Annotated in this window: 17 protein-coding genes; 5 read left to right on the top strand and 12 right to left on the bottom strand. The window is 70.6% G+C overall.

Going from position 1 to position 21,154, the window contains the following annotated elements; all coding sequences use genetic code 11:
* Positions 1–17: 17 nt before the first annotated feature.
* The 3 genes from motA to FHY02_RS13440 all read right to left on the bottom strand — a co-directional run bounded on the left by motA (position 18) and on the right by FHY02_RS13440 (position 2,283).
* Positions 18–881 carry a flagellar motor stator protein MotA gene (gene motA / locus FHY02_RS13450; RefSeq protein WP_183922857.1) on the bottom strand — a complete coding sequence of 288 codons (864 nt, stop codon included), beginning with the start codon at positions 879–881 and terminating at the stop codon, positions 18–20.
* A 152-nt stretch (positions 882–1,033) separates the two neighbouring features.
* Positions 1,034–1,381, bottom strand: coding sequence for an ATP-dependent Clp protease adapter ClpS (gene clpS / locus FHY02_RS13445; RefSeq protein WP_183922855.1), 348 nt, complete (start codon positions 1,379–1,381; stop codon positions 1,034–1,036).
* Between the two features lie 170 nt (positions 1,382–1,551).
* Positions 1,552–2,283: a phasin family protein gene (locus tag FHY02_RS13440; protein WP_183922853.1), complete on the bottom strand. Its 732-nt coding sequence runs from the start codon at positions 2,281–2,283 to the stop codon at positions 1,552–1,554.
* Positions 2,284–2,413: 130 nt separating this feature from the next.
* Here FHY02_RS13440 and FHY02_RS13435 point away from each other — a divergent pair, with 130 nt between their 5' ends.
* Positions 2,414–3,928, top strand: coding sequence for a DHA2 family efflux MFS transporter permease subunit (locus FHY02_RS13435; RefSeq protein ID WP_183922851.1), 1,515 nt, complete (start codon positions 2,414–2,416; stop codon positions 3,926–3,928).
* A 255-nt stretch (positions 3,929–4,183) separates the two neighbouring features.
* On the opposite strand, the gene FHY02_RS13430 is transcribed toward FHY02_RS13435, so the two are convergent.
* Positions 4,184–5,257 carry an NAD-dependent epimerase/dehydratase family protein gene (locus FHY02_RS13430; RefSeq protein ID WP_221198619.1) on the bottom strand — a complete coding sequence of 358 codons (1,074 nt, stop codon included), beginning with the start codon at positions 5,255–5,257 and terminating at the stop codon, positions 4,184–4,186.
* A 155-nt stretch (positions 5,258–5,412) separates the two neighbouring features.
* On the opposite strand from FHY02_RS13430, the gene clpB reads away from it, so the two are divergent.
* Entirely contained in the window at positions 5,413–7,992 is a 2,580-nt protein-coding gene (clpB, locus tag FHY02_RS13425) for an ATP-dependent chaperone ClpB (RefSeq protein ID WP_183922849.1), read from the top strand.
* A 172-nt stretch (positions 7,993–8,164) separates the two neighbouring features.
* On the opposite strand, the gene FHY02_RS13420 is transcribed toward clpB, so the two are convergent.
* Both FHY02_RS13420 and FHY02_RS13415 read right to left on the bottom strand, forming a co-directional pair.
* Positions 8,165–8,941 (bottom strand): glycosyltransferase family 2 protein, encoded by a 777-nt coding sequence (locus tag FHY02_RS13420; RefSeq protein ID WP_183922847.1) that lies wholly within the window; start codon positions 8,939–8,941, stop codon positions 8,165–8,167.
* Entirely contained in the window at positions 8,941–9,999 is a 1,059-nt protein-coding gene (locus FHY02_RS13415; protein ID WP_183922844.1) for a glycosyltransferase family 4 protein, read from the bottom strand. The genes FHY02_RS13420 and FHY02_RS13415 overlap by 1 nt, the downstream gene beginning before the upstream one ends.
* Positions 10,000–10,055: 56 nt before the next feature.
* On the opposite strand from FHY02_RS13415, the gene FHY02_RS13410 reads away from it, so the two are divergent.
* Together FHY02_RS13410 and FHY02_RS13405 are read left to right on the top strand one after the other, a co-directional pair.
* Positions 10,056–10,865, top strand: a complete 810-nt coding sequence (locus FHY02_RS13410) for a glycosyltransferase family A protein (RefSeq protein ID WP_183922842.1) — start codon at positions 10,056–10,058, stop codon at positions 10,863–10,865.
* Positions 10,862–11,842, top strand: a complete 981-nt coding sequence (locus FHY02_RS13405; RefSeq protein ID WP_183922840.1) for a hypothetical protein — start codon at positions 10,862–10,864, stop codon at positions 11,840–11,842. Before FHY02_RS13410 ends, FHY02_RS13405 begins: the two co-directional genes overlap by 4 nt.
* Before the next feature lie 19 nt (positions 11,843–11,861).
* Here the strand turns inward: FHY02_RS13405 and FHY02_RS13400 are convergent, their stop codons facing one another.
* From FHY02_RS13400 to dnaK, 6 genes are all read right to left on the bottom strand, one after another.
* Complete coding sequence (locus FHY02_RS13400) at positions 11,862–13,301, bottom strand: efflux transporter outer membrane subunit (RefSeq protein WP_183922838.1); 1,440 nt, start codon at positions 13,299–13,301, stop codon at positions 11,862–11,864.
* Between the two features lie 254 nt (positions 13,302–13,555).
* Positions 13,556–14,704 carry an HlyD family secretion protein gene (locus tag FHY02_RS13395; RefSeq protein ID WP_183922835.1) on the bottom strand — a complete coding sequence of 383 codons (1,149 nt, stop codon included), beginning with the start codon at positions 14,702–14,704 and terminating at the stop codon, positions 13,556–13,558.
* A complete protein-coding gene (locus FHY02_RS13390) occupies positions 14,701–16,353 on the bottom strand; it encodes an MFS transporter (RefSeq protein WP_183922833.1) in 1,653 nt (550 codons plus the stop codon). The genes FHY02_RS13395 and FHY02_RS13390 overlap by 4 nt, the downstream gene beginning before the upstream one ends.
* A gap of 181 nt (positions 16,354–16,534) precedes the next feature.
* Positions 16,535–17,470, bottom strand: a complete 936-nt coding sequence (gene era, locus FHY02_RS13385) for a GTPase Era (protein WP_409314192.1) — start codon at positions 17,468–17,470, stop codon at positions 16,535–16,537.
* Positions 17,471–17,475: 5 nt separating this feature from the next.
* Positions 17,476–18,591, bottom strand: a complete 1,116-nt coding sequence (dnaJ, locus tag FHY02_RS13380; protein WP_183922829.1) for a molecular chaperone DnaJ — start codon at positions 18,589–18,591, stop codon at positions 17,476–17,478.
* A 137-nt stretch (positions 18,592–18,728) separates the two neighbouring features.
* A complete protein-coding gene (dnaK, locus tag FHY02_RS13375) occupies positions 18,729–20,636 on the bottom strand; it encodes a molecular chaperone DnaK (RefSeq protein ID WP_183922828.1) in 1,908 nt (635 codons plus the stop codon).
* Positions 20,637–20,823: 187 nt separating this feature from the next.
* Between dnaK and FHY02_RS13370 the strand changes: the two genes are divergently transcribed.
* Positions 20,824–21,105, top strand: a complete 282-nt coding sequence (locus FHY02_RS13370) for an ETC complex I subunit (RefSeq protein WP_183922820.1) — start codon at positions 20,824–20,826, stop codon at positions 21,103–21,105.
* Positions 21,106–21,154: the final 49 nt, after the last annotated feature.

The following is a 21,154-nucleotide window of genomic DNA, read 5'->3' as shown; positions in this document are numbered from 1 at the left end:
CTCAGTCGCTCCCCGCCTTACTTGCCGCGCAGGCCGTCGAACACCTCGGCGAAGCCGGGCTGGTTCTTGTGGTCGATCCCCGAGCGCGCCGCCTCGATCACCAGCGGCTGCGGGTGGCCGTGCAGCGAGGCGATGATGATCTGCTTGACGACATGGTAGATCGCGCCGTCCGCCGCGATCACCTGCTGGAGCCGGCTGGCGAGCGGGTTGACGATGCCATAGGCCAGCAGCACGCCCATGAAGGTGCCGACCAGCGCCGAGCCGATCATCCCGCCGAGCACCGACGGCGGCTTGTCGATCGAGCCCATCGTCTTCACAATGCCGAGCACCGCGGCGACGATGCCGAGCGCCGGCAGCGCGTCGGCGAGGCTCTGCAGCGTATGGTGCGGGCCCTCGACCTCGTGGTGATGGGTCTTGATGGCGTTGTCCATCACGTCCTCGACCGCGTGGACGTCGAGCGTGCCCGACGACACCACGACCAGGCGCAGCGTGTCGGCGATCAGATTGACCAGCGTGTGGTCCTTGAGCAGCTTGGGATATTCCGCGAACACCGCCGACGACTTCGGGTCCTCGACGTGCGGCTCGAGCGCGATCGGGCCTTCCATGCGCAGCATCTTCATCAGCTTGGAGACGAGGAAGATGACGTCGAGATAGTCCTGCTTCTTGTACTTGGGACCCTTGAAGACCTTGGCGATCCCGCCGCCCATGGCCTTGAGCTCCTTGCCCGAGTTGCCGATGATCAGCGCGCCGGCGGCGGCACCGCCGATGATCAGCATCTCGTGCGGGATCGCCTCGAACACGGGGCCGAGCGCACCGCCGGTGATGGCGAAACCGCCGAACACCATGCCGAGAAGGATAACCAGGCCGATACCCGCGAACATGCGATTCCCCGAAGACAGCTAATGTCTGAGGTCGCTGGTTAACCGTGCAGCGGTGGAGAAGTGGTTACCATGCCAGCGCTTCGCGGCAGAGCGAGGGTCAGCGTGGCCGCGGAGACACGGGATGATGCGACCGGAGAAGCGAGGCTAATCGCTCAGGCCTTCTCGAGCGTGCACTGCAGCGGGTGCTGGTTCTGCCGGGCGAAATCGATCACCTGGCTGACCTTGGTCTCGGCGACCTCGTAGCTGAACACGCCGCAGACGCCGACGCCCTTCTGGTGGACGTGGAGCATCACCTGGGTGGCCTGCTCGGTCGACATGCGGAAGAAGCGTTGCAGGCAGAGAACGACGAACTCCATCGGCGTGTAATCGTCGTTGAGCATCAGCACGCGATAAGGCGTGGGCTTCTTGGTGCGCGCGCGCGTGCGAGTCGCGACGCCGAGACCGGTCCCGCCGTTCTCCGGGTCATTGTCCTCACCCACCATGCGCGGGTCGACCGTCATCGAAGAATCATGCTGCTGCATCGCCACGCGGCGGGATATGGCATCGACTCGGGCGAGGGCAAGCCCGCGGCGCAGGGAATCGCCGCCGCGGAGGTGAGAGCCGAACGCGACCGGGCGGCCGCGTCGCCGCGACCGCCCGTCCGTACCGCTGAACGCGGGATCGTGCCGTGTCAGGCGACCGATTTGATCTTCTCGGCCGCGAGCGCGAAGCGGTTCTGCAGCGGCTTGGCGACGTCGCCCGCCAGCTTCAGCGTCGCCTCGGTCGAGCGCGAGGCCTCCTTGACCATCGCGTCGAACGCGCCGCGCCAGTAATCGGCCTGGAGCTGCATCAGCTCGGTCGGCGACTTCACCGAGGCGAAGGACTGGACCGTGGTGGCGGTGCTGTCGAAGCGCTCGCGCACGAACGCCGCGGCCTCATGACCCATCGCCTCGAGGCCCTGCGCCACGATCCGGCCCGACTCAAGCATCGCCTCGACGTTGCCCTTGCCGAAATCGGCCATGTCCTCGGCTACCTTGCGGCCCTTCTCAAAGGTCGAGCGGGCCTGCTCGCCCGTCTTGGCGAACGCCGAGCGGGTCTCTTCCTGTGCCTTGTCGGCGAACGACGTCATCGTGTCGGTCATCTCGCGTTCCTTCGCTGCGATCGGGGCCGCGGCTTCTGCCGGCGGCATCGGGCCGGCGATCTGCTCCACCGGCGGCTGGGGCTGACCGGCGGTGTCGTCCGCCGGCAGGGTGGCCGCGTCGACCAGCGCCGGCGCGGAAGACGCCGCCCCGGCGAGCGCCGGTGCAGCCGTCGAGGAAGCCGCCGCGGCGGCAGGCTGGGAGCGCTTGGGCGCGCGCACGCGCCGGGCCGACGATGTCTCCGCCACGGCAGTCTCCGTCGCGGATGGGGTCTCATCCACCATCAGGATCGCTCCTCTTGTTGCGCTGCACAATAGTGTCGATCGTCACGACAATCAAGGATTTTGTGCGATGCGGCAGTGTCGGCGTCGATGCGGTTGATCGCGGCGGCAGCGAGGCGCACTAGCGTCCGCGATGAACCTCCTGCCACCGCTGCTCCGCCCACGCCGCCGCGGCATCGCCTCGGTCAACTCGGAGGTGCGCGACGGCATCGTCCCGGCCGGCAACTCGGTGGCGACCACCGCCGACCATGACGGCGGCGAGCCGCACAACCCGCGCTACCGCACCGTCGCGCTGATCATCGCCTGCGCGATGTTCATGGAGAATCTCGACGCCACCGTGCTCGCCACCGCGCTGCCGACGATGGCGCGCGACTTCGCGGTGCGCGCGCCCGAGATGAGCGTCGCGCTCACCTCCTACCTCGTCGCGCTGGCGATGTTCATCCCCGCCTCGGGCATGGTGGCGGACCGGTTCGGCGCCAAGAACGTGTTCCGCGCCGCGATCGCCGTGTTCGTGCTCGGCTCGCTCGCCTGCGGGCTCGCGCCGACGCTGACGACGATGGCGCTGGCGCGCTTCGCGCAGGGGATCGGCGGCGCGATGATGATGCCGGTCGGGCGGTTGGTGCTGCTACGCTCGGTGGCGAAGCGCGACATGGTGTCGGCGATGTCGTGGCTGATCATGCCCGCGCTGATCGGCCCCATCATCGGCCCGCCGGTGGGCGGCTTCATCGTCGATTATCTCGACTGGCGCTGGATCTTCTGGCTCAACCTGCCGATCGGCGTCATCGGCATCCTGCTGGTCGGGCGCTTCATCGTCGACGTGCGCGAGCCCGCGGTGCATCGTTTCGACTGGCCGGGGTTCGTGCTCTCCGCGGTGGCGCTCGGCTGCCTGTTGTTCGGCTTCGAGCTGGCCAGCCGTCAGGGCGAGGGTTCGCTCGCCGCGACGCTGATCGCGGTCGGCGCGGGCGCGGCGTGGCTCTACTGGCGCCACGCGCGGCGGACGGACCATCCGATCCTCGACCTCTCGCTGATGCGCGTGCCGACCTTCCGCCTGTCGGTACTGGGCGGCTCGCTGACACGGATCACCCAGGGCGCGCAGCCGTTCCTGCTGCCGCTGCTGCTGCAGCTCGCCTTCGGGCTCAGCGCGGCACAGAGCGGCTCGATGACGCTCGCCACCGCGATCGGCTCGTTCGGGATGAAGGGCGTGGCGCCGCGGCTGCTGCGCCGCTTCGGCTTTCGCACCAGCCTCGTCTGCCTGGGGCTGCTCGCCACCGCCAGCTACGCCCTGTGCGGGCTGTTCCGCCCGGACTGGCCCCTGCCCGCGCTCTTCGCGGTGATGCTGGTATCGGGCTTCCTGATGTCGTTCCAGTTCACCGCCTACAACACGATCGCCTATGACGAGATCGCGAAGGAGCGGATGAGCGCGGCGACCAGCTTCTACTCGACCTTTCAGCAGCTGATGCTGTCGCTCGGCATCTGCGCGGGAGCGACCGCGCTGCACGTCTCGATGGCGGCGGCCGGGCGGACGCGGCCCGACTTCCCCGATTTCACCGCGGCCTTCTGGACGGTGACCGCGATCTCGTTCGGCGCGCTGTTCGTGAACCTGCGCTTCGATCCGAAAGCGGGGGCGGAGATCAGCGGGCGGGGGTGATGGGAGCGGTGCGACGACCATCCCGAACCACCCCGGCGAACGCCGGGGTCTAGCTGGGATAGCGGTCGTGAGATCCACCAACCTCCCCCACCGGGACCACGGCGCCCGCTGGGGCGGTGCCTGGGTAAGCATCAGCACCTCGCCTCGCTTCCGGCGACGGCTCACCAGCCTCAAGGCATGCCCGTCAGTCCCACCGCCCTTATTCCACCTGGGCCCCGGCCTTCGCCGGGGAACAGAAGAGAAGCGGCGACCTCCTCACATGTCCGGCTCGATGCCCCGCTCCAGCCGCCCGCGCGCGTAACCCAAGCCCCGCCTGATGCCGTCGTCGAGCGCGATCGTCGGCCGCCAGCCCAGCTCGTCGCGGATGCGCGACGAGTCGCTGTAGCGCTCCGCCACGCCGACCGGCTTGCCGGTCGTGCCGATCACCGGCGCGTCATAGCCTTCGATCGCCACCATCCGCGCGGCGAGGTCGAGGAAGCGCGTCGGCGTGCCGGTGCCGATGTTGAACGCGCGCGCGTCGCTCACGCCGCGGCACACCAGCACGCAGGCGTCGCAGGCGTCGTCGATATGGACGAAGTCGCGCGTCTGCTCGCCCGAGCCCCAGACGCGGACTGGGTCGCGCCGCGCCGCCACCCGCAGCGCGATCGCGGGGAAGGGATAGACCACGTCCTGGTCCTCGCCATAGCCCGAGAACGGACGGACCACGCCGACGCTCAGCCCGTATTTCTCGTGCGCGATGCGGCCGAGATATTCGCCGGTCAGCTTGCTCCAGCCATAGGTGTAATCGGGCAGGCCGAGCCGCTTGTCGAAGGAGATGTCGTCCTCGCGCAGCGCGCGGCTCTCGCCGGCCTCTTGCAGGTCGATCGGATAGGCCGCGCTCGACGAGGCGTAGAGGATCCGCTCGGGGCGCGCTTCCTTGGCCGCCCAGAGGAAGAAGCTGCTGTCGACCGCCAGGTCGATGCCGACCGCGAGCGGGTCGTTGTCGATCACGTTGCGCCCGCCGACCACCGAGGCGAGATGGTAGATCTCGTCGAAGCGCGGCAGCGGCGCGAGCCCGAGCGACGGCGTCATCCCCAGCTCGGCCTGCGCCACCGCGACGAAATCGGCGCGGATCAGCCGCACCTGCTGGTCGAGCCCGACCAGCTCGTGGCGCTGCACCCCGCCCTCCTCGCCGAGCGCGCGCAGCCGCGGCACCTCCCACTCGGCCGGCGGCTTGCCGGTGGAGAGATCGTCGATGATCCACAGCTCATGCCCGCCCTCGCGCGCGAGCCGCGCGACCAGGTGCCGGCCGACGAAGCCGCAGCCGCCGGTGATGAGGATACGCGCCACGATGGTCTCCCGAGCTGCCGTTCACCACCCCGGCCGTTACCGGGATGGCAGCGATGTGGCGCGGACGTGCCACCCCGGCCCAGCTCCCGCAACCCACCCCCTTGTGTTGCCTGAAAGCCACACCATCTCTCGGGAAAGAACAACAGGGCGTCACGATGAACCTCGAGAAATTCACTGACCGCGCCAAGGGCTTCCTCCAGTCGGCGCAGACCGTCGCGATCCGCATGAGCCACCAGCAGATCGCGCCCGAACATCTCCTCAAGGCCTTGCTCGAGGACGAGCAGGGCATGGCCGCCGGCCTGATCAAGGCTGCCGGCGGCGACGCGCGCCGCGCGGTTGCCGAGACCGACCTCGCGCTGTCCAAGCTGCCGTCGGTCTCCGGCCCGGGGGCGCAGTCCTCGCCCGGCCTCTCCAACGACGCGGTGCGCGTGCTCGACCAGGCCGAGCAGATCGCGCAGAAGGCGGGCGACAGCTATGTCACCGTCGAGCGGCTGCTCGTCGCGCTGGCGCTGAGCCTCAACACCGCCGCGGGCAAGGCGCTCCAGGCCGCGGGCGCGAAGCCCGAAGCGCTCAACCAGGCGATCAACGGCTTGCGCGGCGGCCGCACCGCCGACACCGCCGGCGCCGAGGACCGCTACGACGCGCTCAAGAAGTTCGCGCGCGACCTCACCGACGCGGCGCGCGCGGGCAAGCTCGACCCCGTGATCGGGCGCGACGAGGAGATCCGCCGCACCATCCAGGTGCTCGCGCGCCGCACCAAGAACAACCCGGTGCTGATCGGCGAGCCCGGTGTCGGCAAGACCGCGATCGTGGAGGGGCTCGCACTGCGCATCGCCAACGGCGACGTGCCCGACGGGCTCAAGGACAAGACGCTGATGGCGCTCGACATGGGGTCGCTGATCGCGGGCGCGAAATATCGCGGCGAGTTCGAGGAGCGTCTCAAGGGCGTGATCGACGAGGTCAAGGCGGCCGAGGGCGCGATCATCCTCTTCATCGACGAGATGCACACGCTGATCGGCGCGGGCAAGTCCGAGGGCGCGATGGACGCGGGCAACCTGCTCAAGCCCGCGCTCGCGCGCGGCGAGCTCCACTGCGTCGGTGCCACCACGCTCGACGAATATCGCAAGCACGTCGAGAAGGACCCGGCGCTCCAGCGACGCTTCCAGCCCGTCTTCGTCGGCGAGCCCACGGTCGAGGACACGATCTCGATCCTGCGCGGGCTCAAGGAGAAATACGAGCTGCACCACGGCGTCCGCATCACCGACGGCGCGCTGGTCTCGGCGGCGACCCTGTCGAACCGCTACATCACCGATCGCTTCCTGCCCGACAAGGCGATCGACCTGATGGACGAGGCCGCCAGCCGCATCCGCATGGAGGTGGAGAGCAAGCCCGAGGAGATCGAGTCGCTCGATCGCCGCATCCTGCGGCTCAAGATCGAGCGCGAGGGGCTCAAGCGCGAGACCGACGCCGCCAGCCTCGACCGGCTCGAGACGCTGGAGGACGAGCTCGCCAACCTCGAGCAGCAGTCGGCCGAGCTGACCGCGCGCTGGCAGGCCGAGAAGGACAAGATCGCGGGCGAGGCCAAGCTCAAGGAACAGCTCGACGCCGCGCGGCTCGAGCTGGAGCAGGCGCAGCGCCAGGGCGATCTCGCCAAGGCGGGCGAGCTCTCCTACGGGCGCATCCCCGCGCTCGAGAAGCAGCTCGCCGAGGCGGCCGGGGCCACGCAGGGCGCGATGCTGCGCGAGGAGGTCACCGCCGACGACATCGCCGGCGTGGTCAGCCGCTGGACCGGCGTGCCGGTCGATCGCATGCTCGAGGGCGAGCGCGAGAAGCTGCTGCGCATGGAGGAGGTGCTCGGGAAGCGCGTGATCGGCCAGGCCGAGGCGGTTCGCGCGGTCTCGACCGCGGTCCGGCGCGCGCGCGCCGGCCTGCAGGACCCGAACCGGCCGCTCGGCTCGTTCCTGTTCCTCGGGCCGACCGGCGTCGGCAAGACCGAGCTGACCAAGGCGCTCGCCGAGTTCCTGTTCGACGATCCCAGCGCGATGGTGCGGATCGACATGAGCGAGTTCATGGAGAAGCACGCGGTGGCGCGGCTGATCGGCGCGCCGCCGGGCTATGTCGGCTATGAGGAGGGTGGCGTGCTCACCGAGGCGGTGCGGCGCCGGCCCTATCAGGTCGTGCTGTTCGACGAGGTGGAGAAGGCGCACGGCGACGTGTTCAACGTGCTGCTCCAGGTGCTCGACGACGGGCGGCTGACCGACGGGCAGGGCCGCACGGTCGACTTCTCGAACACGCTGATCATCCTCACCTCGAACCTCGGCAGCCAGTATCTGGCGAACCTCGACGAGGGCCAGGCGGTCGAGGCGGTCGAGCCGCAGGTGATGGAGGTGGTGCGCGCGCACTTCCGGCCCGAGTTCCTCAACCGGCTCGACGAGGTGATCCTGTTCCACCGGCTGGGCCAGGCGCACATGGGGCCGATCGTCGACATCCAGGTGGCCCGCGTCGGCAAGCTGCTGGCGGAGCGCAAGGTGGCGCTCGAGCTCACCGACGCGGCGCGGGCGTGGCTCGGGCGGGTCGGCTACGACCCGGTGTACGGCGCGCGCCCGCTCAAGCGCGCGGTGCAGCGCCACCTCCAGGATCCGCTCGCCGAGCTGATCCTGCGCGGCGAGGTCAAGGACGGCGCGACGGTGGGGGTCGACGAAGGCGACGGCAGGCTGGTGCTCGAGGTGGCGTGAGAGGCTGAGCCGGTCCTTGAGAGAAGGCGCAGATCCTCCCCGCTCGCGGGGAGGGGGACCGCCGCGCGTCAGCGCGGTGGTGGAGAGGGCTCTCCGCTCACGAACCGGCTCGTTCGCGAGGAGCCCCCTCCGTCAGCGCTACGCGCTGCCACCTCCCCGCGAGCGGGGAGGATCAGGGTGTGCCATCCTCCCACGTCTTCTCGCGCAGGTTGAGGTGGCTCAGCTTCCGTCGCGCCAGGCGCGGACCTAAGAAGCGGTAGAAATACCAGTCCTTCGCCGCCGCCGGGGTGAGATGGTAGAGCAGCCGCTCCGCCAGCGTCCAGCGCACGCGGCGGCGGTCGCCGCGGCGATCCGAGGGTATGCACCACAGGTCGTACGGATAGACCACGCGTCCCTGCTGCACCACGCGCTGCATGATCTCGTGGTCCATCAGCACATAGGGCCAGTGGCGCTCGGCATAGCCGCCGGCCGTGAGCAACGCGGCGGTGCGGAAGGTCTGGCCGAAGCCGCCGGTGTGGGTCTGCTTGGGCCACAGCCGGCTCACGATCTGGTTGTGCCGCCGCTTGCGGCGCGCCTTCGCCGGCTCGAGCGGCACGTCGGTCGCCATCGCGGCGACCACGCGCGGATCGGCGTGCAGCGCGGCCTCCGCCGTCGCGAGATAGTGCGGCGGGTAGAAGGTGTCGGCGTCGCCGAACGCGACGAACTCGGTGGTGATCGCCGTCATCGCGCGCTCCAGCGCCACGATCTTGCCCGGCCGCGGCTCGCTGAGATGGACGAGCTCGATGCCGTCACTCGCGAAGGCGCGCGCGATCGCCGCCGAGGCGTCGGTCGAGCCGTTGTCCACCAGCACCAGCCGGAACGGCCGGAGCGTCTGCGCCGCCAGACTGGCGAGCGTGTCGGCGAGATACGCTTCCTCGTTGTAATAGGCGATCACGAAGGTCCAGCGCATCAGCGCGCCTCCGCCAGCCGCAGCAGCGTGCGGCACACCGGGGCGCTCGAGCGCGGCCCGTGCATCGCCAGCACGTGCGCGCGCGCCGCCCTCCCCATCTCCGCCATGCGCCGTTCGTCGCGCAGCAGCGCCGCCACCAGCGGGCGATAGTCGCGCTCGGTCACCCGCAGCCCGCAGTCGTCGGGCAGCACGTCGGCGCCGATCCGGTCGGCGAAGGCCACCACCGGCCGCGCGCACGCCATCGCCTCCGGGATGGCGCGCGGGAAATAGTCGCGCCGCCCGGCGTGGAAGAACAATCCGGTCTGCGCCAGCAGGTCGGGGATGCGCGCGTGCGGCACGTGGCCGAGCCAGTCGATCGCAGGGTAGCGCCGCTTCATCACCGTCTCCTGCGGCCCCCCGCCCGCGACCGCGACGCGATGCTGGCGCGACAGCGCCCCCACCTCGGCGAAGCTCTTCCACCGCGTCACCCGGCTGACCGAGAACAGGTCCCAGGCGCGCTCGGCCGCCTGGGGCCGGAACAGCTCGGTGTCGATCGTCTTGGGCAGCCGCTCCATCCGCTCGCGCGGGATCGCGCGGCGCAGCCAGCCGCCCGCGGCCAGCGCCTCCTCCTGCACCGCGCTCTCGGTCAGCAGCAGGCTGGCGTGCGGCACCAGCCGGCTCCAATAATCGCCGCCGACGATCAACGCGAAGCGCCGCCGGTCGGGGCGAAGCGCGCGATCGTAGAGGCGATAGCCCGCGCCGCCGTTGGTGCCGATCAGAACGAACAGATCCGCCGGATCCGCGCGCGCCGCCGCCACCATCGCGTCGCTGTAATGATCGCGCGACTTCGCCCCGCCGCCGCTGCGCGCGAAGAGCCGGATCGTATAGGGCAGCCCGATCGGCGCGGCCGGGCGATGCTCGGCGGTCGCCTCGGCCACGCCCCACAACTCGACATCCACCCCCATCGCGGCTAACAGCGCGGGCATCCGACGGTCGCGATTGTCCCATCGCAGCCACTCCGCCGGATCGGCGACGCCGTGGTAGGTCGGATAGGTGAGGACGAAGATGATGCGTGTCATGGGCCCGGGTCGCACGCCCGTACCAGCGCCGACGCGCGCTGCCTAGGTTGAGGCCCGTGAACGATTTTCCTTTTGCCGCCCGCCCCGCCGACCGGCCCTTCGACGACACTGGCCCGCGCGTCTCCTGCCTGATGGTCACCGCCGACCGTCGCCGCCTCACCGAACGCTCGGTCGACTGTTTCCTGGCGCAGACCTATCCCAACCGCGAGCTGGTGATCGTCGACGATGGCAGCGAGGACTATGCCCCGATCCTCGCGCGCGTGCCGGCCGACCGGCTGATCCACCACCGCCTCCCCAAGAACCCGGCGACGACGCTGGGCGAGCTGCGCAACCTCTCGCTCGATCTCGCGCGCGGCGCGCTGATGGCGCATTGGGACGACGACGATTGGTTCGCGCCGCAGCGGCTGGCGCGCTCGGTCGAGACGCTCGGCGACAAGGCCGCGGTATGGGCCGAGGCGACGCTGATGCATCTCGACGATCCCGCCTGGCTCGATCGACCCTATCTCAGCTGGTTCAAGGGCGGCGCGCCGAGCACGATCGTCCACCGCCGCCGCGACGACATCCGCTACCCCAAGGAGCGCAAGGGCGAGGACAGCACCTTCCGCGACGCCTGGCTTCGGCTCGGCACCGCGCTGATCCCGCGCGCCGAGGCGCATCTGCTGATCCGCTGCTTCCACGGCAGCAACACCTGGGACCGCGGCCACTTCGAGCGGCGGCTGGCGCTGCGCCCGGCGCAGATCGTCGAGTGGAAGCTGCGCCAGTGGACCGGCACCACCGCGGGCTATTCCGCCTTCCGGCTGACGGCCGAGCAGCGCGCCGCGTTCGACACCTATGTCGCGCAGTCGCGCGCGTTGGGGCTGTTTTGAGCGAGACGGACGCGCCGCCCGCCAGCGGGTGGCGGGTGTGGGGCGAGCGACCGTGGGTGCGCCGCCTTGGCTGGGTCGCACGGTTGCTGTTCTTCGCCGGCATGGTCACCTGGATGGTGCTCAAGGTGAACGCGATCGGCTGGAGTCAGGTCGCCCGCTCGCTGCCGACCAACCCGCTCTTCTACCTGCTGTTCGTCGTCACCTTTCTGGTGCTGCCCGCGTCCGAGATCGCGGTGTTCCGCACCATCTTCGCGCGCCCGCTGCCCGGCGCCTTCCCGGTGCTGGTGCGCAAGCGCATCCTCAACAGCGCGCTGGTCGGTTACTCCGGCGAGCTCTACCTGTTCGTGTGGCTGCGGCGAGTCATCGGGCTGCGCAGCAAGACGATCGCGATCGGGCTCAAGGACAATGCGATCCTCTCGGCGGTGTCGTCGGGGCTGGTGACGCTGCTGCTGCTGCTCGGCTTCGCCGCGGCGGGCAACGGGCGGCGCATCGCGGCGTGGCTCGACCCCGGCCCGGCGCTGCTGATCGCGGGCGGCGTCGGCGCGGTGTTCCTCGCGCCGCTGCTGTTCCGCCTGCGGCGCCAGCTGATCGCGATGCCGCTGGCGCTCGCCGCGCGCGTGCTGGCGATCCACGTCGCGCGGATCGCGGGCGTGGTGCTGCTCCAGGCGACGCAATGGGCCGTGGTGCTGCCGCAGGAGCCGTGGAGCGTGTGGCTGGTGTTCCTCACCGCGCAGATGGTGATCTCGCGGCTGCCGATCGTGCCCAACCGCGACCTGCTGTTCCTCAGCGCCGCGCTGGAGATGAGCGGCACGATCAACGGCCCGCGCGAGGCGATGGCGGGGCTGCTGCTCGCCGGCGGCGCGCTGACGCAGGGGAGCAACCTGGTCTTCTATCTGCTGACCGCGCTGTGGAAGCAGCCGGAGGTGGAGAGCCGCGAGGCGCTGGCGGCGGAGGAAGAGGAGGAGCGGACGGCCTAGCTCGCCGCGCCTGCCGTCGTCAGCGCCCCACCGCCGCCACCTCCGCCGGCGTCCAGCCGCCGCCCATCGCCTGGTACAAAGCGACATAGCTCGTCAGCCGGTCGGCGCGCGCCTGCACCAGCGACAGCTCGGTGGTGAGCAGGGTGCGCTGCGCGTCGAGCTGCTCCAGATACGCCGAATAGCCGGCGCGATAACGGTTGGTCGCATTCTCCAGCGCGCCGCGCGACGCCGCCGCCTGCGCCGCCAACGCGTCGGCCTGCTCTCCCGTGCGGCGCACCCCGACGAGCGAATCGTCCACCTCGCGGAACGCCACCAGCGCGGCGCGGCGATAGCCATAAGCAGCTTGGTCGCGCCGCGCGGTGGCGATGCGCTCCTGCGCGCGCAGCCGCCCGCCGTCGAAGATCGGCCCCAGCACACTCGCGCCGAGCGAGAAGATCACCTCGGGCTGCGCCAGCGCGGTCGAGAGGACGAGGTTGCCCGCGCCGGTCAACGACAGGTTGGGCAGCATCGCGGCGCGCTGGCTGTCGAGCGTGCGATCCGCCGCCACCAGCGTCTGCTCGGCCTGGTAGAGGTCGGGGCGGCGGCGCAGCAGCTGAGCGGGCAGCCCGCCCGGCAGCGGCGGCGTCGCAAGCCGGTCGAGCGCCAGCCCGCGCGCCACCGCGCGCGGCGAGTCGCCGGTGAGCAGCGCCAGGGCATTCTCCTGCCGCGCGATCGCCAGCTCGGCGGCAGGGACAAGCTGCTGCGTGCCCGCATATTCCGCCTGCGCCTGGCGGTACTCGAGCCGCGAGGCATAGCCGGTCTCGTACCGCCGCCGCGCGATCCGCAGCGCCTCGGCGCGCGCCGCCAGCGTCTCGCGCGCGATCGCCAGCCGCTGGTCGAGCGCGCGCAGCGTGACATAGCCCGAGGCGGCGGTGGCGGCGGTGGCGAGCCGCACCGTGTCGCGCGCCGCCGCGGTGGCGAGCAGCTGCGCGCGCGCGGCGCGGCTCGCCTGGCGCAGCCGCCCGAACAGGTCGAGATCGTAGCTGAGCTGGACGCCGGGCTGCACCGCGGCCGAGCGCGCGGTGGTGCCGAGCGCGCTGATCGACTGGCCCTGCGTCTCGGGCACGGTGCCGCCGAGCTGCGGCGTGAGCTGCGCGCGCGCGAGCGCCTCGGCCGCGCGCGCCTCCTCCACCCGCGCGGCGGCGGCGAGCACGTCGAGATTGTTCGCCAGCGCGCGCTCGACCAGCGCGGTAAGCACCGGGTCGCCGAAGCCCTGCCACCACGCCGCGTTCACCGTCGACGCGTCGGGCGCGGTCAGCGCGCTGCGCCACGCCGGCGGCGACGTGACGGTGGCGTCGGGCGGGGCGGCACGGCGCGGACCGGGCAGCGCGCAGTCGGCGAGGAGGAGCGGGAGGAGCAGCGCGCGGGCGACGCTACGGGGGGATAGGCTGTATGCGGCTTGCCCCGCCCCCGTCGTCATCCCGGGCTCGACCGGGGATTCATGCCGCGGCGCGCGGTTGCACTGCCTCTCCTCCATCCTGCCGTCATCCCGGACCTGGTCCGGGATCCACCGGTCCGCGCGATCGCCGGCCGCCGAGTGCGCGGGACCGTGGATCCCGGACCACGTCCGGGATGACGGAGGAGCGCAAGGTGACGGCGGCGCCCAGCGACCAGCACCAACGCCCCCGCCATCGTCGGCCACGTCCGCACCGTCCTCATTCGGGCCACCGCCCCTCATCGCGGCGCCGGCGTGCCGGCGGTGTCGACGCGCGCCTGCACCGACATGCCCGGGCGCAGCCGCGCTGCCAGCGCCTGCCCCGAATCGATCCGGATCCGCACCGCGATCCGCTGCGGCACCTTGGTGAAATTGCCCGTGGCATTGTCCGACTTGAGCACCGCGAACTCGCTCCCCGCCGCGGGCGAGATGCGCTCCACCCGGCCGGACAGCCGCGCATTGGCGAGCGCGTCGACGGTGAAGCTGGCACGCTGGCCCACCGCGATGCGCGCGGTCTGCGCCTCCTTGTAGTTGGCGATCACCCAGGTCTCCGCGGGCACCAGGAACATCAGCTGCGAGCCCGCGGTGACGTACTGGCCGACGCGCACCCCGACCTCGCTCAGCCGCCCCGCCTCGGGCGCGCGGATCACGGTGTTGGCCAGGTCGATCCGCGCCAGCCGCAGCGCCGCCTGCGCGCCCGACACGCCCGCCTCCTGCCCGCCGCGGCCGACCGCGACGGTGCGGATGTCCTGTCGCGCGATCTCGCGCGCGGCCTGCGCCTGCTGGAGCTGCGCCTGTGCCTGGCGCAGCGTGGCGAGCGTCTGGTCACGCTCGCGCAAGCTCACCGAGCCGTCGGTGACGAGGTCGTTGACGCGGTTCATGTCGGCCTGGGCGCGGAGCAGCTGCGCGCGCGCGTTGGCCAGCGCCGCCTCCTGCCCGCCGAAGCTCGCCTCGCGGCTGGCCGCGGCCTGGACGCTGTTGGCCAGCGTCGCCCGCGCGTTCTCGACCTGCGCCTGTGCCTGGTCGACGCGCTGCGCGTAGATGCGCTGGTCGACCACCACCAGCGGCTGTCCGGCGCGGACCGACTCGAAGTCGCGCACCAGCACCTGCGTGACATAGCCCGATACCTGCGGCGCGATCACCGTGGTACGGCCGCGGACATAGGCGTTGTCCGTCGACTCATAGTCGCTGGTGAACGGCCACATCCGCCACGCCGCGAGCACGGCCAGCACGCCCGCGACCGCGAGCAGCGTGATCAGCAGCGTCGCGGTGCGCGACAGCCGCGGCGGGCGCCAGCCCGAGCCCGACGGCACGGCCGCGGCAGGTGCCTCGGCGGCGCGCTCCTCCGTGACGGGGCTGGCAGCGACGGGCGAGCGGGGGTCGGTCATGCGATACTCACGCGGCGCGCGCGCCACTCGCGGCGCAGCAGGAGAAAGAGAAGGTACAGGAAGGTCAGCGCGGCGAGGACCGCGATCAGCCGGAACATGTCGTCATACGCGAGGACGTTCGCCTCGCGCGTCGCCGCCTGCGCGAGCAGCGCGCCGCCCTCGGCCGAGCGCAGCCCCGTATCGCCGACCACGCGCGCCACCCCGCTTGCCCCGGCGGCGAGCCGCGCCTGGACCTGGGGGTCGGTCGGATCGACCAACTGCACCAGTGCGGCGCTGTTCGCCTTCTCGCGGACGATCTGATAGGTGCCGAGGATCGCCGCTCCGGCCAGGCCGCCGATCGAGTTGAGCACGCCGAACAGCGCGATGAAGCTGATCACGTGCCCGGTCCCTTCCTTCAGCGCGCGGGTCATGCCGAACAGCAGCGATGGGCCGAGAAAGAAGGCGCCCGCGAAGGCGATCACCGCCTGGGTGAGGTACAGCTGCGGCGCGCGCGTCAGGCTGGTTGAGGAGGAATCGACCCAGGCCGCCACCGCCACCAGCCCGATCGCGAGCATCACCGGATGCGCCAATCGCTCGACGTCGAGCGTCACGGCGCTGACGATGAAGCCGGCCGCGGTGGCGAGGAAGATGATCGTGAAAAACGTTCCCAGCTGGTCGTTGTTCTGCCCCAGCACGGTGAGCAGCCCGACCGCGCCATAGGTCTGTTCGGACAGCACGATCCGCGCCATCAGCGTGACCACCGCGAAGCGCAGGATATCGGCGCTGCCGAGCCAGCGCGTGTTGATCAGCGGGTTGGCGCGGTGGTGCTCGATGACCAGCGCGACGGCGAGCATCGGGATCGCGGCGAGCAGCGCCCAGCCGATCCAGCGCGCCTCGGTCCACCACACGTAGCGGCCGAGCCCGAGCACCGCGGCAAACAGCGCCATCGCCCCGGCGTAGAGCGCGAAGGTGACGAAATCGAGCTTCTCGAAGGCGGGCTGGCGCGTCGTCGGCGGCAGGCGGAACACCGTCACCGCGGCGAGGCTCAGCGCGGCGAGCCCGAGCTCGAACAGATACAGCGTGCGCCATTGGCTCATCGCCAGCAGCTCGGGCGAGAACAGCCGCGCCAGCGGGGTCGCGCACTGCGGCGCGCCGATGCCGAGCACGATCGCGCGCAGCCGCCACTTCGCCGGGACCGCCTGCATGAAATAATACAGCGCGAAGGTGGAGAGCGGCGCCGCCGCCAGCCCGCTCGCCGCGCGCACCGCGATCGCCGAGGCGAAGCCGTGGACGAACAGGTGCGCGAAGGTCACCGCGACATAGATGCCGATGAACAGCATCGCGAACGGGCGGAGCCCGAACTGCTGGCGGAACTTGATCAGCAGCAGGTTGATGCTCACGTTGGTCATCACATAGACCGTCGGCAGCCAGGCGATCTCGGACGGGTCGAGCCCCAGCGCGCCCGCCAGCGTCGTCGTGTTGGCCGCCACCAGCGCATTGCCGAACCCCCCGGTGAGCCCCACCAGCGTGCCGACCAGCGCATAGGTCAGCCGGCGGCGCAGCGGGTGCTCGGGCGAGCCGGGCGAGCCGGGCATCGCCGGGCGCTCGTGCGGGGCGAACTCCCAGCGTTCCTCGCTCACGAAGTCGCGCAGCCGCGTCAGCACCGCCATGGCGTCGTCCCGTGCACCCCCTTCACGGCCTGTGGCCGGCCGATAACGGGTAGGACGCATCGGGCGCCGGCAAGTTCATCCGAGGCGAAGACCTTGCTCCACTCTGTCCGTGATCCCGGACGTGTTCCGGGATGACGGCAGAAGAGGCGCGGACGGACCTGACCGCCGCCCGCGGCGCGCCTCACTCCACCCAGTCGAGCCCGATGTCGCGATAGACGCCGCGGTCCTCGTCCCAGCCCGGCTTCACCTTGACGTGGAGGTAGAGGTGCACCGGCCGGTCGAGCAGCACCGCCAGCTCCGCCCGGGCGCGCGCGCCGATCTCGCGGATGCGCGCGCCGCCCTTGCCCAGCACGATGGCGCGCTGGGTCACGCGCTCGACCAGGATCTGCTGGTGGATCTCGGCCGAGCCGTCCTCGCGCTCGCTGAACTTCTCGGTCTCGACCACGCTGGCATAAGGCAGCTCGGCGTGGAGCTGGAGGTAGAGCTGCTCGCGCGTCACCTCGGCCGCCAGCGCGCGCTCGGACGCGTCGGATACCTGGTCTTCGGGATAATGCCATGGCCCCGCGGGCATCGCCGCCGCCAATGCGCGCTTGAGCTGGGGCAGCCCGTCGCCGGTCTGCGCCGAGACGAAGAAGGTCTCGGCGAAGGGCAGGAGCGCGTTGAGCTTCTCCGCGTGGATCAGCAGCTTGGGCTTGTCGGCGAGGTCGACCTTGTTGAGCACGAGATAGATCGGCTCGCGCCGCTCCTTGAGCGACTCGACGATCTCGGTCACCTTGGGGCCGAGCCCGCCCTTGCCGTCCACCACCAAGGCGATCACGTCGGCGCCCTCGGCGCCGCCCCAGGCCGCCGCCACCATCGCGCGATCGAGCCGGCGGCGCGGCTCGAAGATGCCGGGCGTGTCGACCAGCAGCAGCTGCGTCTCGCCCTCCAGCGCCACGCCCATCAGCCGCGCGCGCGTGGTCTGCGCCTTGGGGCTGACGATCGCCACCTTCTGACCGACCAAGGCATTGACCAAGGTCGACTTGCCGGCGTTGGGCGCGCCCACCACAGCGACCAGGCCGCAGCGCGTGGCGGGCGAATGTTGCGAATGTTGAGTCACCGGCGCGTTGTCGTCCACGCCGCTCACTCGCCCGCGATCGCGCTCTTGAGCCGCGAGAAGAAGCCCTGGCTCTGCGGGCATTCGTCACCCGTCTCGGTCTCGCGGAACTCCTCCAGCAGCGCGCGCTGGCGCGTGCTGAGCTTGGTCGGCGTCTCCACCTCGACCTGGATCACCAGGTCGCCGGTGCCGCGCCCCTGCAGCACGGGCATGCCCGCGCCGCGCTGGCGCAGCTGCTTGCCCGACTGGATGCCCGCGGGGATCTTGACCTCGTGGCGCTTGCCATCGAGCCCGGGGATCGACAGCGTCCCGCCCAGCGCCGCGGTGGTGAAGCTGATCGGCGCGCGCGCGAACAGCGTCGTCCCCTCGCGCTCGAAGATCGCGTGCCGCTTGACGTGGAGGAAGATGTAGAGGTCGCCCGGCGGTGCGCCGCGCGCGCCCGCCTCGCCCTCGCCGGTGAGCCGCACGCGCGTGCCCTCGTCGACACCGGGCGGCACGTTGACCGCGAGCGTCTTGGTCTTCTCGACCCGGCCCTCGCCGCGGCAGTCGGCGCACGGGTCGGTGATCACCTCGCCCGAGCCGTGGCACAACGGGCAGGCTCGCTCGACCACGAAGAAGCCCTGCTGCGCGCGCACCTTGCCGTGGCCGTGGCAGTGCTGGCAGGTGTGCGCGTGGGTGCCCGGCTTGGAGCCGGTGCCGTTGCAGGTGTCGCACGCGGCGGAGATGTCGACGGTGATCTCCGTCTCCTTGCCGTGATACGCCTCCTCCAGCGTGATCTCCATGTCGTAGCGCAGGTCGGCACCGCGGCGCACCTGCCGCCCGCCGCCGCGCTGGCCGCCCATGAATTCGCCGAACACGCTCTCGAAGATGTCGGAGAAGCCGGAGAAATCCTGCGCACCGCCACCGCCACCGCCGTTCCTGAAGGCGGCGTGGCCGAAGCGATCATAGGCCGCGCGCTTCTGCGGGTCCTTGAGGCAGTCATAGGCCTCGCTGACCGCCTTGAACTTGGCCTCGCTGTCCTTGCACCCGGCGTTCTTGTCCGGATGGTATTTCATCGCGAGCTTGCGATACGACGATTTGATCGTCGCCGCGTCCGCGGTCCGCTCGCACTCGAGCAGCTCGTAATAGTCGATCTCGGTCATGCAACGCCCCCGCGCCCGTCGCCGTCACCCCGGCCCAGGCCGGGGTCCAGTGCCGCGCGCGGTCTCGTCTGCGGCGCTGGATACCGGCCTGCGCCGGTATGACGGGAAAGGTTCATGTCAGTTCACTCCGGCGCGGATCACGCCTTGTGATCGTCGACTTCCGAGAATTCGGCGTCGACCACGTCGTCCTTGGGCGCATCGGCCTGCGCGGTCTCGCCCTGCGGCGCGGCCTCGCCCTGCTGCTGCTTCTCGTAGATCGCCTGGCCCAGCTTCATCGCGACCTGTGCGAGCGCCTGGCTCTTCTCGTTCATCTGCTCGGGATCGTTCGACTCGACCGCCTTCTTGGCCGCGTCGACCGCCCCCTGGATCTCACCGCGGAGCGACTCATCGACCTTGTCGCCATTGTCGGCGAGCTGGCGCTCGGTGGTGTGGATCAGCGACTCGGCGTTGTTCTTCGCCTCGGCCGCGGCACGGCGCTTCTTGTCCTCCTCGGCGAAGGACTCGGCGTCGCGCACCATCTGGTCGATGTCGGCGTCGGAGAGACCGCCCGAGGCCTGGATGCGGATCTGGGTCTCCTTGCCGGTGCCCTTGTCCTTGGCCGAGACGTTGACGATGCCGTTGGCGTCGATGTCGAACGTCACCTCGATCTGCGGCACGCCGCGCGGCGCCGGCGGGATGCCGACCAGGTCGAACTGGCCGAGCAGCTTGTTGTCCGCCGCCATCTCGCGCTCGCCCTGGAACACCCGGATCGTCACCGCCTGCTGATTGTCGTCGGCGGTCGAATAGACCTGGGTCTTCTTGGTCGGGATCGTGGTGTTGCGGTCGATCATGCGCGTGAACACGCCGCCCAGCGTCTCGATGCCGAGCGACAGCGGGGTGACGTCGAGCAGCAGCACGTCCTTGACGTCGCCCTGGAGCACGCCCGCCTGGATCGCCGCGCCCATCGCGACCACCTCGTCGGGGTTCACGCCGGTGTGCGGGTCCTTGCCGAAGAACTGCTTCACGATCTCGCGCACGCGCGGCATGCGCGTCATGCCGCCGACCAGCACCACCTCGCTGATGTCACTGGCGGAGACGCCCGCGTCGGCCAGCGCCTTCTTGCACGGGTCGAGCGTGCGCTTGATCAGGTCCTCGACCAGCCGCTCCAGGTCGGCGCGGGTGATCGTCTTGACCAGGTGCTTCGGGCCGTTCTGGTCGGCGGTGATGAAGGGCAGGTTGACCTCGGTCGACTGCGCCGACGACAGCTCGATCTTCGCCTTCTCCGCAGCCTCCTTGAGGCGCTGCAGCGCGAGCTTATCCTTGGTGAGGTCGATGCCCTCGTCCTTCTGGAAGCCCTGCGCGAGATAGTCGACGATCTTGTTGTCGAAATCCTCGCCGCCGAGGAAGGTGTCGCCGTTGGTGGCCTTCACCTCGAACACGCCGTCGCCGATCTCGAGCACCGACACGTCGAACGTGCCGCCGCCGAGGTCATAGACCGCGATCGTCTTGCCGTCCTGCTTGTCCAGCCCGTACGCCAATGCCGCCGCGGTCGGCTCGTTGATGATGCGCAGCACCTCGAGGCCCGCGATCTGGCCGGCGTCCTTGGTCGCCTGGCGCTGCGCGTCGTTGAAGTACGCGGGGACGGTGATCACCGCCTGGGTGACCGTCTCGCCGAGGTAGGACTCGGCGGTCTCCTTCATCTTCTGCAACGTGTAGGCGCTGATCTGCGACGGGCTGTAATCCTTGCCGCCGGCGTTGACCCACGCGTCACCGTTCGAGCCGCGCACGATCTTGTACGGGACCAGCTCGGTGTCCTTCTTGGTGACGGGATCGTCGAAGCGGCGGCCGATCAGGCGCTTCACCGCGAAGATCGTGTTGTCGCCGTTGGTCACGGCCTGGCGCTTGGCGGGCTGGCCGATCAGCCGCTCGCCGTCCTTGGCGAAGGCGACGATCGACGGCGTGGTGCGCGCGCCCTCCGCATTCTCGATGACCTTGGCCTTGCCGCCTTCCATCACGGCCACGCACGAGTTGGTGGTGCCGAGGTCGATCCCGATAACTTTTGCCATGAGTGCTTTGCCTAGCCCCTGCGTTGACGTGTAATGTTGCGGCGGCGCCCCGTTACGGCAGCGCAACCGCGATGACGAAGCGCGATATAGGTGCGCGGTCGCGCCCCGCAAGATTGCGGCGGCGGCGTGGCGGGCGGGGCCGGGAACGATTGCCTGACTCGCGCGTGTCACGTAGGGAGACCCGATCATGCAGACCGCCCGCATCTACCAGCGCCCGAAGAACGCCATGCAGTCGGGCAAGGCCCGCACCGATCACTGGCAGCTCGAGTTCGAGCCGGGCGAGCCCAAGAAGGCCGACGCGCTGACCGGCTGGGCCGGCAGCGGCGACACGCGCGACCAGATCAAGCTGGGCTTCCCGACCTGCGAGGCGGCGGTGGCCTATGCCGAGCAGCAGGGGCTGCGCTACGTGGTCATTCCGACGCCGACCAAGACGCTGAAGCTGCAGAGCTACGCGGACAACTTCCGGTAGGGTCGGGGGCTAGCTCTGCTTCGCTGCTCGCGCCCTCCCGCGACTGGGA

The sequence above is a fragment of the Sphingomonas sp. BK069 genome (genome assembly GCF_014193405.1).
In the GTDB taxonomy this organism is placed as follows: domain Bacteria; phylum Pseudomonadota; class Alphaproteobacteria; order Sphingomonadales; family Sphingomonadaceae; genus Sphingomonas.
The sequence above is the reverse complement of the archived record's forward strand: the minus strand, read 5'-3'. Positions and strand labels throughout refer to the sequence as shown.

Excerpts from the sequence above, each read along its gene's own strand:
- FHY02_RS13415 (WP_183922844.1), bottom strand. The coding sequence starts at position 9,999 with ATGACACGCATCATCTTCGTCCTCACCTATCCGACCTACCACGGCGTC.
- FHY02_RS13390 (WP_183922833.1), bottom strand. The coding sequence starts at position 16,353 with ATGGCGGTGCTGACGCGGCTGCGCGACTTCGTGAGCGAGGAACGCTGG.
- FHY02_RS13400 (WP_183922838.1), bottom strand. The coding sequence starts at position 13,301 with ATGACGACGGGGGCGGGGCAAGCCGCATACAGCCTATCCCCCCGTAGC.
- FHY02_RS13395 (WP_183922835.1), bottom strand. The coding sequence starts at position 14,704 with ATGACCGACCCCCGCTCGCCCGTCGCTGCCAGCCCCGTCACGGAGGAG.
- FHY02_RS13420 (WP_183922847.1), bottom strand. The coding sequence starts at position 8,941 with ATGCGCTGGACCTTCGTGATCGCCTATTACAACGAGGAAGCGTATCTC.
- FHY02_RS13370 (WP_183922820.1), top strand. The coding sequence starts at position 20,824 with ATGCAGACCGCCCGCATCTACCAGCGCCCGAAGAACGCCATGCAGTCG.
- clpS (WP_183922855.1), bottom strand. The coding sequence starts at position 1,381 with ATGACGGTCGACCCGCGCATGGTGGGTGAGGACAATGACCCGGAGAAC.
- motA (WP_183922857.1), bottom strand. The coding sequence starts at position 881 with ATGTTCGCGGGTATCGGCCTGGTTATCCTTCTCGGCATGGTGTTCGGC.
- clpB (WP_183922849.1), top strand. The coding sequence starts at position 5,413 with ATGAACCTCGAGAAATTCACTGACCGCGCCAAGGGCTTCCTCCAGTCG.
- FHY02_RS13435 (WP_183922851.1), top strand. The coding sequence starts at position 2,414 with ATGAACCTCCTGCCACCGCTGCTCCGCCCACGCCGCCGCGGCATCGCC.
- dnaJ (WP_183922829.1), bottom strand. The coding sequence starts at position 18,591 with ATGACCGAGATCGACTATTACGAGCTGCTCGAGTGCGAGCGGACCGCG.
- FHY02_RS13440 (WP_183922853.1), bottom strand. The coding sequence starts at position 2,283 with ATGGTGGATGAGACCCCATCCGCGACGGAGACTGCCGTGGCGGAGACA.
- dnaK (WP_183922828.1), bottom strand. The coding sequence starts at position 20,636 with ATGGCAAAAGTTATCGGGATCGACCTCGGCACCACCAACTCGTGCGTG.